Annotated in this window: 19 protein-coding genes and 1 tRNA gene; 11 read left to right on the forward strand and 9 right to left on the reverse strand. The window is 67.0% G+C overall.

Annotated elements, in window-relative coordinates; translation table 11 throughout:
* Positions 1 to 108: 108 nt before the first annotated feature.
* Genes AC069H_RS25415 through AC069H_RS25430 form a run of 4 tightly spaced genes read left to right on the forward strand, consistent with a single transcriptional unit; the run spans position 109 to position 2,616 of the window.
* Positions 109 to 1,260 (forward strand): sensor histidine kinase, encoded by a 1,152-nt coding sequence (locus AC069H_RS25415; RefSeq protein WP_478234011.1) that lies wholly within the window; start codon positions 109 to 111, stop codon positions 1,258 to 1,260.
* Positions 1,251 to 1,895 carry a response regulator gene (locus AC069H_RS25420; RefSeq protein WP_478234012.1) on the forward strand — a complete coding sequence of 215 codons (645 nt, stop codon included), beginning with the start codon at positions 1,251 to 1,253 and terminating at the stop codon, positions 1,893 to 1,895. Before AC069H_RS25415 ends, AC069H_RS25420 begins: the two co-directional genes overlap by 10 nt.
* Before the next feature lie 44 nt (positions 1,896 to 1,939).
* Complete coding sequence (locus AC069H_RS25425) at positions 1,940 to 2,230, forward strand: ArsR/SmtB family transcription factor (protein WP_005152025.1); 291 nt, start codon at positions 1,940 to 1,942, stop codon at positions 2,228 to 2,230.
* The gene (locus tag AC069H_RS25430; protein ID WP_340684793.1) at positions 2,227 to 2,616 is read left to right on the forward strand and encodes a VOC family protein; all 390 of its coding nucleotides are present in this window, start codon (positions 2,227 to 2,229) and stop codon (positions 2,614 to 2,616) included. The genes AC069H_RS25425 and AC069H_RS25430 overlap by 4 nt, the downstream gene beginning before the upstream one ends.
* A gap of 76 nt (positions 2,617 to 2,692) precedes the next feature.
* On the opposite strand, the gene AC069H_RS25435 is transcribed toward AC069H_RS25430, so the two are convergent.
* Positions 2,693 to 3,073: a VOC family protein gene (locus tag AC069H_RS25435; protein WP_478224933.1), complete on the reverse strand. Its 381-nt coding sequence runs from the start codon at positions 3,071 to 3,073 to the stop codon at positions 2,693 to 2,695.
* A 288-nt stretch (positions 3,074 to 3,361) separates the two neighbouring features.
* On the opposite strand from AC069H_RS25435, the gene AC069H_RS25440 reads away from it, so the two are divergent.
* Genes AC069H_RS25440 through AC069H_RS25450 form a run of 3 tightly spaced genes read left to right on the forward strand, consistent with a single transcriptional unit; the run spans position 3,362 to position 5,693 of the window.
* The gene (locus tag AC069H_RS25440) at positions 3,362 to 4,000 is read left to right on the forward strand and encodes a TetR/AcrR family transcriptional regulator (protein ID WP_478224931.1); all 639 of its coding nucleotides are present in this window, start codon (positions 3,362 to 3,364) and stop codon (positions 3,998 to 4,000) included.
* Between the two features lie 39 nt (positions 4,001 to 4,039).
* Positions 4,040 to 5,254 carry a DUF4241 domain-containing protein gene (locus AC069H_RS25445; protein ID WP_478234013.1) on the forward strand — a complete coding sequence of 405 codons (1,215 nt, stop codon included), beginning with the start codon at positions 4,040 to 4,042 and terminating at the stop codon, positions 5,252 to 5,254.
* A 16-nt stretch (positions 5,255 to 5,270) separates the two neighbouring features.
* Positions 5,271 to 5,693 carry a PPOX class F420-dependent oxidoreductase gene (locus AC069H_RS25450; protein WP_478224929.1) on the forward strand — a complete coding sequence of 141 codons (423 nt, stop codon included), beginning with the start codon at positions 5,271 to 5,273 and terminating at the stop codon, positions 5,691 to 5,693.
* Here AC069H_RS25450 and AC069H_RS25455 read toward each other — a convergent pair.
* Positions 5,678 to 6,193, reverse strand: a complete 516-nt coding sequence (locus AC069H_RS25455; protein ID WP_478234014.1) for a GNAT family N-acetyltransferase — start codon at positions 6,191 to 6,193, stop codon at positions 5,678 to 5,680. The genes AC069H_RS25450 and AC069H_RS25455 overlap by 16 nt on opposite strands.
* A 40-nt stretch (positions 6,194 to 6,233) precedes the next feature.
* On the opposite strand from AC069H_RS25455, the gene AC069H_RS25460 reads away from it, so the two are divergent.
* Positions 6,234 to 6,803, forward strand: coding sequence for a dihydrofolate reductase family protein (locus AC069H_RS25460; protein ID WP_478234015.1), 570 nt, complete (start codon positions 6,234 to 6,236; stop codon positions 6,801 to 6,803).
* Positions 6,804 to 6,857: 54 nt separating this feature from the next.
* The gene (locus tag AC069H_RS25465) at positions 6,858 to 7,619 is read left to right on the forward strand and encodes a class I SAM-dependent DNA methyltransferase (RefSeq protein WP_478234016.1); all 762 of its coding nucleotides are present in this window, start codon (positions 6,858 to 6,860) and stop codon (positions 7,617 to 7,619) included.
* On the opposite strand, the gene AC069H_RS25470 is transcribed toward AC069H_RS25465, so the two are convergent.
* The 3 genes from AC069H_RS25470 to AC069H_RS25480 form a co-directional block, all read right to left on the reverse strand.
* A complete protein-coding gene (locus AC069H_RS25470; protein WP_478224925.1) occupies positions 7,567 to 8,958 on the reverse strand; it encodes an MFS transporter in 1,392 nt (463 codons plus the stop codon). The two genes, AC069H_RS25465 and AC069H_RS25470, sit on opposite strands and share 53 nt — an antisense overlap.
* Complete coding sequence (locus tag AC069H_RS25475) at positions 8,955 to 9,515, reverse strand: TetR/AcrR family transcriptional regulator (RefSeq protein ID WP_478234017.1); 561 nt, start codon at positions 9,513 to 9,515, stop codon at positions 8,955 to 8,957. Before AC069H_RS25475 ends, AC069H_RS25470 begins: the two co-directional genes overlap by 4 nt.
* Before the next feature lie 104 nt (positions 9,516 to 9,619).
* Positions 9,620 to 9,701: transfer RNA gene (locus tag AC069H_RS25480), tRNA-Tyr, on the reverse strand.
* Positions 9,702 to 9,820: 119 nt separating this feature from the next.
* Here AC069H_RS25480 and AC069H_RS25485 point away from each other — a divergent pair.
* The gene (locus tag AC069H_RS25485) at positions 9,821 to 10,312 is read left to right on the forward strand and encodes a YajQ family cyclic di-GMP-binding protein (RefSeq protein ID WP_016331028.1); all 492 of its coding nucleotides are present in this window, start codon (positions 9,821 to 9,823) and stop codon (positions 10,310 to 10,312) included.
* Between the two features lie 28 nt (positions 10,313 to 10,340).
* On the opposite strand, the gene AC069H_RS25490 is transcribed toward AC069H_RS25485, so the two are convergent.
* The 4 genes from AC069H_RS25490 to AC069H_RS25505 are packed head-to-tail and all read right to left on the reverse strand — an operon-like array spanning position 10,341 to position 13,828.
* Positions 10,341 to 11,546, reverse strand: a complete 1,206-nt coding sequence (locus AC069H_RS25490; RefSeq protein ID WP_478234018.1) for a tyrosine-type recombinase/integrase — start codon at positions 11,544 to 11,546, stop codon at positions 10,341 to 10,343.
* Positions 11,536 to 12,942 (reverse strand): replication initiator, encoded by a 1,407-nt coding sequence (locus AC069H_RS25495; RefSeq protein ID WP_478234019.1) that lies wholly within the window; start codon positions 12,940 to 12,942, stop codon positions 11,536 to 11,538. The genes AC069H_RS25490 and AC069H_RS25495 overlap by 11 nt, the downstream gene beginning before the upstream one ends.
* Entirely contained in the window at positions 12,942 to 13,265 is a 324-nt protein-coding gene (locus AC069H_RS25500; protein ID WP_478234020.1) for a hypothetical protein, read from the reverse strand. Before AC069H_RS25500 ends, AC069H_RS25495 begins: the two co-directional genes overlap by 1 nt.
* Positions 13,265 to 13,828 (reverse strand): hypothetical protein, encoded by a 564-nt coding sequence (locus AC069H_RS25505; RefSeq protein ID WP_478234021.1) that lies wholly within the window; start codon positions 13,826 to 13,828, stop codon positions 13,265 to 13,267. The genes AC069H_RS25500 and AC069H_RS25505 overlap by 1 nt, the downstream gene beginning before the upstream one ends.
* A gap of 159 nt (positions 13,829 to 13,987) precedes the next feature.
* Between AC069H_RS25505 and AC069H_RS25510 the strand changes: the two genes are divergently transcribed.
* Positions 13,988 to 14,749, forward strand: a complete 762-nt coding sequence (locus tag AC069H_RS25510) for a GntR family transcriptional regulator (protein ID WP_478234022.1) — start codon at positions 13,988 to 13,990, stop codon at positions 14,747 to 14,749.
* The last annotated feature ends 66 nt before the right edge of the window (positions 14,750 to 14,815 follow it).

The following is a 14,815-nucleotide window of genomic DNA, read 5'->3' on the forward strand; positions in this document are numbered from 1 at the left end:
GCCAACGAACGTACGAATCACGCGGGTTCCGCACCCTGGGGTGAAGCGGCACAGATCACTGCGGAAAACCTCAATACCGACCTTCGGATACCCCGCTAACCTGGCGCTATGCCTGTTCCGGCAGCGATGCGCCGCTACCTGCGCAAGATGCTCCGCGGCACGCTGGGCCTGGCGATCGGCGCCACGACCGGGGTCGCGGAGTTCTTCTACGTGCTTTTCGGCGGCATCGCGCTCGCGGTTCCCGCGTTGCGGCGGCCCGTCTTCTCCGGCGCCCGCACACTGTCCGAAATGGAGCGACAACGGCTGGAGAAGTACTTCGGCGAGGAGAACGCGACGGATTACTCCGGACGCCGCGCGATGGCCTACCTGGTCCCGCGGTGCGTCATCGGGTTGCTCAGCGCCGGGATCTTCGGCCTGATCCTGCTGGGTGCCGGATCCGGCCTGATCATCGGGTATCAGCTCCTCGACGGCAGGTCGCCCGGCGGTGACGCCCCGGCCGATTGGTACGACCCGGTCACCACCCTGCTCTTCGGCGCGCTGCTCGTTTTCCTTTCCTTGCAAGGACTCATCGGGGCCGCGACGCTGGACGGCAAGCTGGCGAGGTACTTTTTCGGGCCCAGCAAGAAGGAACAGCTGCGCCGCCGGGTCTCCGAACTCGCGACCAGCCGGGCCGAGGTGGTCGAAGCGGTCAACGGCGAGCGCCGCCGGATCGAACGGGACCTGCACGACGGCGTCCAGCAGCGGCTCGTCGCGCTCGGGATGCTGCTCGGCCGGGCACGGCGGGCCACCGACCCGAAGCGCGCGTCGGATCTGCTGCGGCAGGCGCACGAGGAGTCCCAGCGCGCCCTCGTCGACCTGCGCGAGGTCTCGTGGCGGGTGTATCCGATCGCGCTGGACTCCGACGGGCTGCACCCCGCGCTGGAAGCGCTCGCGGAACGCTCGGGGATACCGGTCCACCTCCGGGTCGACCTGCCGGAACGGCCACCGGCGGCCATCGAGACCGTCGTCTACTTCGTCGCGTCCGAAGCGGTCACCAATACGATCAAGCACGCCGCGGCGACGCGGATCGACATCGAGGCCGAGCGGGACGGGAACAGGGTGCGGGTACGGATCACCGATGACGGCACGGGCGGGGCGAGGGAGTCCGGCGGCGGTCTTTCCGGCCTCGCGATGCGCGTCGCGGCCGCGGACGGGCAGTTCACCGTGGACAGTCCGCCCGGCGGGCCGACCGTGGTGACGGCGGTGCTGCCGTGCGCGTGATCCTCGCCGAGGACTCGACCCTGCTGCGCGAGGGGCTGGTCCGGCTGCTGGTCGAGGAGGGGCACGAGGTCGTGGCGTCGGTGGGCGACGGCGACGCGCTCCTCTCGACGACGGCCGCCTATCGGCCGGACGTGATCGTCACCGACGTCCGCATGCCGCCGACCCACACCGACGAGGGTCTTCGCGCGGCGCTCGAGATCCGGAAGCGCTGGCCGGAGATCGGAGTGCTGGTGCTCTCGCAGTACGTCGAGAAGCGCTACGCCACCGAGTTGATCACCGGCGACGGTGAGCGCGTCGGCTATCTCCTGAAGGACAGGGTCGCCCAGGTGGGCGAATTCCTGGACGCGCTCGACCGCGTCGCCGCGGGCGGGGCCGCGTTCGATCCGGAGGTCGTCCGGCGGCTGCTCGCGCGGACCACGCATACCGATCCGCTCGGGAAACTGACCGTCCGCGAGCGTGAAGTGCTGGAGAAAATGGCGCAGGGCCACACGAACGCCGGGATCGCCGAGTCACTGTTCGTGTCACTGAGCGCCGTCGAGAAGCACGTGAACGCCATCTTCGACAAGCTCGGACTGGCCAGCACCGCCGGGTACAGCCGTCGCGTCCTCGCGATCCTGCGGTACCTCGGTTCCTGAGCCCCGAATTGACAGGCAAGTGACCGCTTGCCTATAACTGAGGCGTGGACGGCGACCTGTTCAAGGCGATCGGCGACGCGACGCGGCGCACCATCCTGGACGAGCTGACCGAAAAGGACGGTCAGACACTGTTCGAGATCTGCGGCAGGCTGACCATGAAACACGGCCTGGCCTCGTCACGACAGGCCATCTCGCAACATCTCGCGATGCTCGAACAGGCGGGCCTGGTGCACACCCGGCGGCAGGGCCGCTACAAGTTCCACCACATCGACACGAGCCCGTTGCGGTCGATCGTCGAGCGGTGGCCCATCGACCGAGAGGAACCGAACCCGTGATCCGGATCAACATCACCAGCGTCTTCGTCGACGACCAGGCCAAGGCGCTGGAGTTCTACACCGAAAAGCTGGGTTTCATCAAGAAACACGACGTGCCCACCGGCGACGCCCGCTGGCTCACCGTGGTCTCCCCCGCCAATCCCGACGGTGTCGAGCTGCTGTTGGAACCGGATGGCCACCCCGCGGCGAAGCCGTTCAAGAAGGCACTGACCGACGACGGCATCCCGTTCACCCAGTTCGCCGTCGACGACGTGTACGCCGAGGTCGACCGGCTCAAAGGCCTGGGGGTCCAGTTCACGCAGGACGCTGTCGACATGGGGCCGGTGGTCACCGCCGTCTTCGACGACACCTGCGGCAACCTGATCCAGCTCGCGACGATGAAGTAGCCCCGGACAAGGAAAAGCGGGGCTTGGTCCACTGTGGACCAAGCCCCGCTGCGTCTCACCGAGAGACGGGCATTCCTTACCGCTGCACCCATTCCACGAGTTCCACGGGTACGCCGTTCGGGTCGGTGACCATGAGGAGGCGCTCTCCCCACGGCTCTTCCCGTAGCGGCAACGTAATCTCGACACCTTCGTCGCGCAGGCGCTTCTCCTCGGCTTCGAGGTTCTCGACCGTGAAGGCCACGATCACCCCGGACGCGCGCTGCTGCCGCAGGTTCTCCGGCAGGACCTCGATCCCCGCCCGAAGCAGGACGATGGTCACCTTCGCGGTTTCGTGCCCGAGGGAGACGAATCCCTCCGCGGCCATCTGCTCACTGAAACCGAAGTGCTCGGTGAAGAAACGGCTGGAAGCGGCGACGTCGTCGACGGTCAGCGAGACGGTGGAGGCAAGGACGTTCATGGGCTATCCCCTTCGGGTCGGCGGTGGGTTTCGGAGAAGCGGGCCGGTCAGTACGACCGGCGGCGCGGGACGCCGATCGAGCGGCGCACCGGCATCGAGCGGCCCGGGGACGGCTGCTGGTGGCGGCGGTCGTTCCGACGGACCTGGGCGCGATTGATGCCTTCGTTGCCTTGGGGGATTCGAGCGGTCAAGGAGCCTCTTCTCTCGCTACTTGGTAGTACGGACGTAAGTTTACATCCGACGCAGCGTAAGTCAAGGATATTTTTACGACAGTGGTAAACTTCGCTCATGACCAGCACTGATGTGGGTTTGCGGGAGCTCAAGAAGCAGGAGACACGGCAGCTGATCTCCGACCAGGCGACGCTGCTCTTCATCGAGAAGGGCTTCGAGGAGACGACGATCGCCGAGATCGCAGCGGCGGCGAGAGTCGCGAAGAAGACCGTCACGAACTACTTCGCGCGCAAGGAGGACCTGGCGCTCGACCAGCACGAGGAGTTCACGAACGGGCTGGCGAACGCCGTCCGGGACCGGAAGCCGGGTGAGTCGGCGTTGGCCGCGCTACGACGCACCTTCCTGGACGCGGTGGCCGAGCACTCGCCGGTGATCGGCTTCACCGGGCCGGTCTTCGCCAAAATGGTGCTGGAGAGCCCGACTCTGACCGCCCGGCTGCGTGAACTGCACGAACTGCGGGAAGCGGCGCTCGCCGAACTGCTCGCGAGCGAGACCGGAGCGGACGCGGACGACGTCACCCCGGTCATGGCGGCCGCCGAGCTCAACGCGATCGACCGCGTCCTCTTCCGCGAGGTCCTCCGGCGCTCGCACGCGGGCGAGAGCAACGACGAGATCGCCGAAGCGCTGACGAAGGCGACACAGCGGGCTTTCGAGTTGCTGGAACCGGCGTTCGGCGACTACGCGATCCGTGAATAACCCTGGGTTTTGTCGGGAGTTACCGCTAGGTTCCGCTCCATGTCTGAGGGGACCTTGCTGGACGTCGTCTATTGCGGAGGCTGGGATCCGGCCGCCCGCGCGGTGATCGGGAGGCTCTCGTCCGGCACCGCACGCGGACGCGACGCCGCCGGAGAGCAATACGCCGTCGCCTTGGTGCGCCCGGGCACCGAGATGCCGCTGGTGCTGCTCGAAATCGCGTGGAAGCACTCCTTCGCCCGCACGGTGCTGTTCGATGAGCTGGGCAGGCGCCGGGGTTTCTTCGAGTTCCGGGTGCTGGAGGACGGCGCGCTGTTCCTCATGAAGGTCGAGCAGTGGACCTACCGGTTCGAGGACCAGGAAGAGTTCGACAAGAAGAGCGCCGGCCATCTGGAGATGTCCTTCGGCCCGGACGGCAAGGGCTGGATGCACCAGGCGCCCCAGGGTTACGGCGGCGGCTCCAGCAGCGGTCAGGTGAGCAAGCAGGTGTCGGAGCTGACCACACCGAAGCCCGCCTTCGGTGACTGGCAGCCTCTCGCGAACTCGGGGCCGCTGACCCTCCGGACCCCCGACGCTCCCGACACCGATCCGCCGCTGCCCGTCGACGAACGTCCCTGGCGGCCGTCCGTTCCGCTGCGCCCTTCCGGCTTGGACGAGATGTTCACCGCGGGCACGCGCTTCTCGCTGAGCGGCGACCATGGCCTCGTCGAGGTCGAGCTCCGGGACGCCGGGAAGCTCCGCATGCCCAGCGGCAGGCTCGTCGCGGCGGACCCGGCGTTCCTGGACGCGGACGCGGAGCACTTCACGGTCACCGTGCCTCCCGGCGAGTACCAGGTCGCAGTCTCCGTGATCCGGTTCGTCGACGAACCCACCCACGAACGGGTCGCGGCCGCCAAACTCGTCGTCGCCGATGTTCCCGTCGTCACCTGGGAAACCGCGCTCTGGCCCGGGCAGAACGCGCTTTTCCTCGGGGACGGGGAGTTCTACGGCTACGGCGTGGACAGCGGCACGGGCTGCTTCGCCGACGCGGCCGCCGTCCCCGCGGAGATGGACGACGACCTCCTGGAGAAGTTCGAGGAGGTGGACCCGTATGTCGACGTCACCCCGGACGGAGCCGACGGCAACATCATCGCGTTCACCACCGGCTGGGGCGACGGCAGTTATCCGACCTGGATCGGCCGGGCGGCCGACGGCAGGCCGGCCTGCTTCGTCACCGACATGCTGGTTCTCAACCGCGCCCGGATTCTCACGGCTTGAGCGGGATGATGACGCCATGACCTTTACAGACGAGGAGATCGCATACCTGCGTTCGCAGCCTTTGGCCCGCTTCGCGACCCTCTCGGAGGACGGCGAACAGCCTGATGTCGTGCCGCTGGCGTTCGAGTTCGACGGCACTTGTTTCTGGGTCGGCGGAGTGGGCGCGTCGGTCCTCGCGACCCGGAAGTTCCGCAACATCCGTGCGGGGCGGCGCAAAGTCGCCCTGGTCGTCGACGACACGGCCTCCCTCGACCCGTTCATCGCCCGCGGTATCCGGATCTACGGCGAGGCCGACGACCCGATCGAACGAGTGGGAGCGGTCGGCCCTGGCATCTACTCGCGCGTGACGCCGAAGGTGTCGTGGAGCTGGAACATGGCGGGGGAACCCGCGGGTGAGACGTGGTACCCGTCGAGGCGCGCGGTTCACGGCGAGGCGTAGAGGAGCATGTCCTTCGGGACGCCGCCGATCTCGTGATGAGCGGGCAGCAGTCCTTCGCACCGGTAGCCCGCCTTCTCGGCCGCGCGGAGGGAGCCGCGGTTCCACGGCTCGATGTACAGCTCGATCCGCTCGACGCCGGGCACGGTCCGGGCGAACCCGGTGATCGCCACGAGGGCGTCGGCCGCGAAACCGCGTCGCCGATGCTCGAGCGAGATCGAATAGCCCACGATCCCGATGCCTTCGGACAGCTTTCGCAGCCAGAGGCCGATCGTGCCGACCGCGGTTCCGCCCGCGACGATCACGAAGGGAAAGCCGCGGCCTTCGGCTCGGCCGCTTTGCTGCCGTCGCACCCACGCTTCGGCTTCCTGCCGGCTCGGATGCGCGGGAAGTCTGCCGATGAGCGGGATGTAGGGATCTTCGCCGAGTTCGAGGGCGAGCCCGACGTCGGCTTCGGTGAACTCGCGGAGGATGACGGATCCATGGGCCGGCGGCTCGGTCATCGGTCCATTCTTGTCGGAGGGCGGCGGTACGGTCTGGTCCATGCGGGAGCTGATCGTCACCGAGAACTGCACGATCGACGGCGTGATAGAGCTGGCGGGAGACTGGTTCAGTCCGGGCGACACGGATCCGGACGTGGACCGGTCGGACGTCCTGGCCGTGCTCGAAGAGCAACGTGAGAACGCCGACGCGTTCCTCCTCGGACGCGTCACATTCGAAGACATGCGCGGGTACTGGCCGAAGCAAACCGAAGACACGACGGGCATTTCGGCTTATCTCGACTCAGTGGACAAGTACGTGGTTTCGAGCACGCTGACGGAGCCGGAGTGGCAGAACACGACGGTGCTCTCCGGTGGGCTGCGTTCCGAGATCGAGGATCTGAAGGCCGCCGAAGGCAGGGACATCGTGACGACCGGCAGCATCTCGCTGGTGCGGGCGCTCATCGCCGAGGGGCTGGTCGACGAGTACCGGCTGTTCGTCTATCCCGTCGTGGCCGGCGAAGGCCGCAGGCTGTTCGAAGGGGCTACCGGCGTTCCGAAGCTTCGCCTGGCGGAGGAGCGGACGTTCGCCTCGGGGATCGTCCTGCTGCGTTATCGGGCCGCGTCGCGCTGACGCCACCGAAAACGGAATGAACACCGCACGGTCGCGGGCGTAGCGTCGGCGACCGTGATCAGTGAGACGGATACGGGAGACGACCCGGCGGACGGCTGGTTTCCCGAGAGTGTGGCCGCGGGCTATGACGCGCCGGGCGGCGCGAACGCGCCCGAAGTGGTGACGCCCGCGGTGGACGTCCTCGAGAACCTGGCCGACGGTCCGGTGCTCGAGTTCGCCGTCGGGACCGGAAGGATCGCGATCCCGCTGGCGGCGCGCGGCGTACCGGTGAGCGGCCTCGAATTGAGCCGGGCGATGGCGGACCGGATCGCGGGCAAGCCGGGCGGCGACGCGGTCGAGGTCACGATCGGCGATATGACGAAAACCCGGATGGCGGGCGAATTTTCGCTGGTCTACCTGGTGTACAACACGATCAGCAACGTGACCACCCAGGACGGTCAAGTCGACGTCTTCCGCAACGCGGCCGCGCATCTGCGGCCGGGTGGGCTGTTCCTCGTCGAGGTCGGCCTGCCGGATCTACGCCGCTTGCCGCCAGGGCAGGACATCGTCCCGTTCGCGATGACGCCCGGCTACGTGGGGTTCGATCAGTACGACGTCGTCAGGCAGGAGTTCACTTCGAACCACGTCACGGTGTCGCCGGAGGGAGAGGGACGATTCCGCCGCATCCCCTTCCGGTACGCGTGGCCCGCTGAAATGGACCTCATGGCCCGCATCGCCGGGATGCGCTTGAAGTACCGCTGGGCGGACTGGGACCGTTCGGACCTCACCGCCGAGAGCACCAAGCACGTGTCCGTGTGGGAGCGCGTGCGTCCGTGAAGACGATGACCGCGCTGGCGGCGAGCAGCGGCAGAGCCCACAGTGCTGTCGTGAGGTAGCCGTCCCGGGTGGGGAGCAGTGCGCCGTCCGGAGTGGCGGCGGCGAGCAGCAGACCGGCGAGGGCGCTGCCCACGGCCATCCCGATGCTGCGGGCGATCTGGTTGATCGAGAGCACACTGGCTGTTTCCCCTTGCGGCACACCGACGAGCACGAGTTTGGGCATCACCGCGAAGATGCCGCCGACGGCGAACCCGAGCAGGGCGATCGCGGCGAGGACGAGAACGAACGACTGACTGCCGACGGCGAACAACAGCGCACTGGCCACCGCGATCATGGTCGAGACCAGGTACGTCCACCGCTCGTTGACGTGCGGAATCGCTTTTCCCGCAACGAATCCGAGCAGCGAGAACGGGATCAGCGCCGCGCCCGCGGCGACACCGGGAAGCGCGAATCCGTACTGGGCGTCCGCAGGTGTCTGCACGTAGCGGGTGAAGAGACTGAACAGCAGGTACAGACCCGCCCCGGCGACGAGAATCGCCAGGTTCGCGCGGAGAACGGGGCCTTGGCCGAGCAGCCGAAGATCCACCAACGGCTCGGTCGTGCGCAGTTCGATGAACGCCCACACGGCCAGGACCGCGGCGGTACCGGCGAGGAGACCACCGGCGGCCCACACGGTCGCCCACAGCGAGGGCACGGCGATGAGCAGGAGGACGCCGAGTGTGCCGAGAGCGAGGAGCAGCGTGCCGGGGACATCGATCCGGGGCGGCTCGCCGGGTGCCTCGGCAGGCAGCATCCGCCAGGCGATGAGGAACGCGACGGCCGAGAGGAGGAATCCGAATCCGTACGCGACGCGCAGGCCCGCGAGCTGATCGAGGAGGCTGACCACCGGGTAGCCGACCCCGATGCCGACGGTCGACGCGACCGACAGCGCGGCGATCGTCGAGGTCGAGCGCTCGGGCGGCAGATGCGCGCGGGCGACGCTCATCAACAGCGCCCCTGCCGCGACCCCGAGCCCCTGCAGGCCGCGTCCGATCACCAACGCCGCGTACGGAAGCGGGAGCACCGTCAGCAACCCACCGGCCATGACCAGGGCCAGGGTGACCAGGATCGTGGTGCGGCGGTACGGGCCGCCGCCGAGCCTGCCCAGGACCGGACCCGCGATCGCGCCGCTGAACAACGTCACCGTCAACGTCCACTGCGCCGCGTCGAGGGATACGTGCATCCCGGTGGCGACCGGGGTGATCAGCGGCGCGCCGACGCTGCCGATCACGGCGCCCGCCAACGCCGTGCACACCAGTGCGGCGCTCAGCCGTCCGTCCCGCCGGACGGGGGCACTCATCGGTTCGTCTCGGTGGTGACGTGCGTGAACAGGCCCGGCTGGATCCGGGTGCGAACCCCCTCGGCCCAGAGCGCGTCGACCTGCTCGACGTCCATCGCGGCGCCGGCGTTCAGCAGCATCCCGAAGGCGAGGAACGTCTTCACGGTCACCGGGTCGAGCCCGGTGCCGTTCTCGGCGGTGTCCCACATCCGCGCGAAACACGACCGCACCACGTCCCGCACCTCCGGGTCGCCGCACGCGGCAAAGCCCTGGAGCTGCAACAACAACCCGGTCCGGTCGGCCAGGAGGTCGAAGTACTGCGCACCCATCGCCGAGAGCGCCTTCAGCCCGGTCTCCCTTTCGCCCGCGTCTCGCATCGCGTCGCTGAGCCGCTCGAAAGCGGCCTGGACCAACTCCAGGAACAGGGCCTTCTTCGTCGCGAACATCCGGAAGACGTAGGCCTGAGTGATCCCCGCCGTCTTCGCGATCGCTTCCGTCGACGCCCCGTGCAGCCCGTGTTCCGCGAACTCCTCCGCGGCGATGGCCAGCACCTGGGCACGTCGTTCGGGTCCGCTCATCCGTGCCATAGGACCTAAGTTACTGGTTACTAACCACTAACTAAATGTGCTACGCGCAACACAAAGGAGCGGCCTCGTGACTGAGTCACGAGGCCGCTCCGGTGTGGCGAGTGAGGGATTCGAACCCCCGAAGGCAGTGCCGTCTGATTTACAGTCAGATCCCTTTGGCCGCTCGGGCAACTCGCCGTGGCCGGGTGCCCCCGGCCGAGACGAAAGAATACCCAATGCCGTGGCGGGCCGGTCAACCGGGTTCCGCAGGGCTAGGGTGGAAGCTCCTGACAAGCGAGTACGAGGTGTGAGAACACGTGGCGGATCCCTCTTTCGACGTGGTGAGCAAGGTCGATCGCCAGGAGGTGGACAACGCCCTGAACCAGGCCAGCAAGGAACTCGGTACACGGTTCGACTTCCGGGGTACCGGGACCAAGATCGACTGGTCCGGTGAGGAGGCGATCGCGATCGAGTCCGAGACCGAGGAGCGGGCGCTGGCGGCGGTCGAGGTGTTCAAGGAGAAGCTGATCAAGCGCGGCATCTCCCTGAAGGCCTTCGAGGCGGGCGAGCCGGCGCTGTCCGGCAAGATCTACAAGATCGGCGGCAAGATCCTGCAGGGGATCGCGTCGGACAAGGCGAAGCAGATCGCCAAGTTCATCCGCGACGAGGGCCCCAAGGGGGTCCAGGCGCAGATCCAGGGCGACCAGCTGCGGGTGTCCGGCAAGAAGAAGGACCAGCTGCAGGACGTGATCGCCTTGCTGAAGGGCAAGGACTTCGAGATCGCGCTGCAGTTCACGAACTACCGCTGATCGATGGGCTCTGACCTGCGGGTATCCGTCAGCGGGTGCCCGTGGGTACAACCCCGGTACAACTCAGCGCGGAGTCAACGAGCGTGCGCGTCTGGTCTACGGCGTCCGGCCAGTAGCCGACGTAGGTGTTGAGCGTCACGGTGGGCGTCGTGTGGCCCATGGCGAGCTGAACGGTCTTGACGTTCGCTCCACCGAAGATCAGCACCGTGGCGAAGTAGTGCCGCAGGTCGCGCAGGCCGAAGCCCTCCGGCAGGCCAGCCGCCTTCACGGCCGGACGCCAGATGTACGACCAGTCGGCCCGGTGGATCGGACGACCATCACCCCGGGTGAACACGAGATCGGCGGGCCGTCGAATCGGCCGGCGGGGGTCCGTCTCGTCGTCGATCTCCTCCGGCAGAGACCGGAAGACCTCCAGGTGACTACGCAGCGAATTCGCGACCAGTGTCGGTAGCTCGTTCACCCGGCGACTGGTCTTCGTCTTCGGAGGGGCCAGATAAGGCGTGCGACCGGACACCACGGTGAGTTGATGTCGCACTTCGACCTCCATCGTGTCGAAGTCGATCGCATCGCGCTCCAGGCCGAAGATCTCGCCACCTCGCCAACCGCAACCGGCCGCCAGGTAGACGATCGGCCGGTATCGCTCGGGGAGCGCGTCGTGCAGCGCGTGGACCTCTTCCGGCCGCGCGATGTAGTACTTGGCATCCTCGATCTCCGGCAGACGGATGCCGACGCACGGAGACGTCCCTATGCGCTTGTCGGCCACAGCCGCGTTGAACAGCGGGACCAGCGTTCCAAAGTAGACAACCGTGAGCGTGCTCGGAGCAAGCTTGACGGCCCGATCCTTTACCCAGCCGCGAATATGCGAGCTGCGAATCTGGGCAATGGGCAGTTCGCCGAGCACGGGTACCAGGTGCCGCCGGATGACTCGTTCCGTGCGCTCAGCCGTGCTCGGGCGGTGCAACAGAGTCTGCCGCCACTGGTCCGCGTACGCCTTGAACGTCAGCCGTCCGGCGCGCGGATCGACGTACTGACCGCGCGAAATGTCGGCGTGCATGTTCGCGTCGTGCCGATCAGCGTCAGCCCGCCGCTCGAACAGCTCCGTACGGTCCTGCCCAGTGTTCGGGTCGACCCAGCGCACACGCCAGCGCTTGCCACGTCCGTGCCGCTTCGAACGCAGCCGCTCCCCGGTGACGGAGTCACGTTTCCGCAGGTACCAAAGGTCATCAACGGCCACCGGGTCCCCCACCGTCGTCGTCCTGACCGTCGAGCTTGCGCCGGGCGAGGTGTAGTTCCGAGAACACAGCGGCGAGGCGTCGTTCAGCGTCGTTGTGGTAGCCGATGCCGGTCATGGACCAGTCGTTGACGACGGTCAGCGGCTCGGTGTCGCCGATGCCCAGGGCTTCGCGCTGCTCGTCGAGGCGGTATTCGGCACGGGTGCGGCGGATCTGCCCGAAGGTGGTGGAGTAGCGGCGGGACTTGGTGAGGAAGTGGCCCCGGAAGCCGAGCATGTGCGCCCACTTCCGGAGGTTCAGCTCCTCGAACTCAGGCAGCCCACCGAGACGCCAGGCGGTCAGCATGAGCTGCTTGTGGTGCTCGGTGACGTCAAGCTGCTCGATGTGCTCAGCAGAGCGGATCCGGTAGTCGGAGCCTTCGGTCAGGCGGGTGCCCTTGGTGGCGTATTTCGCGACGTAGCCCGCGACACGCCGGTCATGCCAGCCACCGTCCGAGTCCTCCGAGGTGCCTTCTGACGTCGCGATGGATTCGACGTCAACCTGGTCACCCCAAGTCAGGTCCCGCGCGCCCACGGCGGAGGACTCGGGGGTGCGCACGACGACCGAAGCCGCGGCGGCCTGGATGACAGCCGTCAGGACGTCGGTGTCCAGAAAAGTGGACGGCGGGGGCGGGCCGTCCGGGCCTTCGGGGCCGTCGATCCGGACGACCGCGTGGAAGTGGATCAGCCCCCGGCGCTGGTATTCGGCGACCTTGGCATACGACAGGCGCATGACCTCGCGCAGCTCCACCGGACGCAGCCCGAGCGCGCGAGCGAGCTTGCGGCCCACGGCGATGGTGAAACGGCGCCACAGTTCCCCGGCATGGGCCTGCCACAGCACCGACCCCGCATAGTCGTACGTCTCCGGGTCCACCGGCGTGCCAAGAACGTCGTCGTACTGGGAGTGCAGCTCACCGCACGAGCAACGCCGCACATGTCCATTACGGACCGGTCGTGAATGGACCTTCCCGAACGACGGAGCGGTCAACGTCGCCAGCACGCGCAGGTGACCGGTCACGGTCTCCGGGACGCCCTTGCCCCCGGCCATCCCGGCGCGGATCAGGTGAAACGTGTCGTGGGCGTAGTGCGCCGAGCAGGACTCGCACACAGCGGCCCGTCGGTTCTTGCACGGGACGAACACACTGCCGGACAACGTCGAGACGACAGTGCCCGAGCCATCGACCACTGTGGACGATCCGGCCATCCGGACCGGCTTCACACAGCCCCGAGCGGCCTGAACCTTCCCGGCCCAGGAGTCGAAGTCAGCGCGGGCGAGGACGTGCGCCAGGGCCGGGTCCAACGTGCCGGACTCGGTGAACGCGGCCGCCATCTCGCGCAGGCCCAGCGGAGCAGCAACCATCAGTCGATCACCCCGATGATGTCTTCGGGAGGCTCGCGTGTGGCCATCTGCTCGGAGGGCACGACCACGTAGAAGCCCTCCGCGTGAGCGAACGGGCGGCGAGTGGCACCGGGAATCGGATAGGGCGTCGTGGCCCCGGTGAAGTCGAACGCCTCATCGTCGGCTACGAGAACGTCCCATTCGCCGGGCTCCAGGGCGAGCGTGCCGGTCACGATGTCCGCCGCATATCCGGGCAACTCAGCGAAGACCGACCGGGCATAGGTCTGCCCGGTGATCGGGTTCACATCAGCGAAGGTGAACGTCACCAGCGAGTCGGCGCACATCAGGCGGCCAACCTCGCGTCGCCACGAACGGCGTCCAGCACGTCGAGCTTGGCCAGACACGCACGGTCCATCTCCTTACGAGAGCCCCACACGCGCCGAACTTCCTTGCGCCACAACGACACCGAGATACGTTCGCGGGCCGACGCCAAGCAGATCGCACCCCATTCGGCGGCGATACGGCGGACCTCATTCACTCCGACCCGCTCCAGGCCGATCAAGGCCAGTTCCGCGAGAACGTCGACCGGCATCCGATGCTCCAAAGCGACACCGGCAGAGTGAATAGCCACCTGAACCTCGGTGGCGTCGAGCACATGCACAACGTCCGGAAGGGACACCGCAAGGGCAGCGCCCCAGCGCGACTCCCGGTACCAGTTGCCACCGATGCGGACCATGCGCGCGGGCGGCTGATCGACGGAGATGACAAACCCGCCGTCACTGACCCAAGCCAACGACAAGCTCACCGCCCCGAACGACGTCGAGTCGACGATCAGCTCCGAGAATCGGAGTCGCTCCGGAATCACCGTCACATGCGGCTCGTCATCCAACACAGCCAAGGCGTTCATCGAAGCCCTCCCAACTGGTCATGACAACCTGACCACTTCAGAATGAAGGCAACTGGTCATGATGTCAAGATGAGTTCGCTGATGCTGTGGTGATCAGCCGTCGCGAGGTGGGATACTGGTAGTGACGTCCTGATGCACTGACCAGTAAGGGTGTTGTCGATGATCGACCGAGCGAGCGGACTCCCGGCCTACCGCCAAGTGGCCGGTGACCTGCGGGAAAAGATCAACACCGGTGAGTACAACCCGGGTGACAAGCTCCCGTCCGAGCGCATCCTGGTCGAGACCTATGGCGTTTCGCGAATCACGATCCGCGAAGCCGTTGGACTTCTCCGCTCGGAGGGACTCGTGAGTTCAGAGCATGGCAAGGGCGTGTTCATCCGCCCGCCACACAGGGTTGAGCGCCTCAGTCGAAGCAGGCTTAGCCGAGCAGCCCGCGCTAAAAACAAGGGCGCGTTCCTCGGGGATGCCGAGGCGAACAAGTTCACGCCGAGCGTGAGCGTAAAGATCACCTTCGAGCAGGCGGACATGGACACGGCGACCACGCTCGGTATCGACGAGGGCGCGGAGGTGACGGTTCGGGAGCGGGTCATGCGAGCGAACGGCCTGCCGGTCCAGCTCGCGACGTCTCGACTCCCCAGGGAGATCACGCGAGACACGCTGATCGAGCAGGTGGACACTGGCAAGGGCGGTAGCTATGCGCGCCTTGAAGAAGCCGGATACCCGCTGGACCACTTCGTGGAGACGGTCAGTACTCGCATGCCGACGCCCGAAGAGGCATCCATGCTCCAGCTCGACAACGGAACTCCGATCTTCGCGGTTCGGCGGATTGCCTACAGCACAGAGGGTCGAGCGGTTGAGATGAACGACATGCGGTTGTCCGGCGACAAGTACGAGCTTGCGTACGAGTTTCCGGCGGGCTGATCTCCGGAGACCACGTGCCGGTGAGCCGGACGCTTGGTGAGAACTTTCTCTACTGGATCAAGGCGG

It is taken from the genome of Amycolatopsis sp. NPDC043887 (assembly GCF_056435665.1).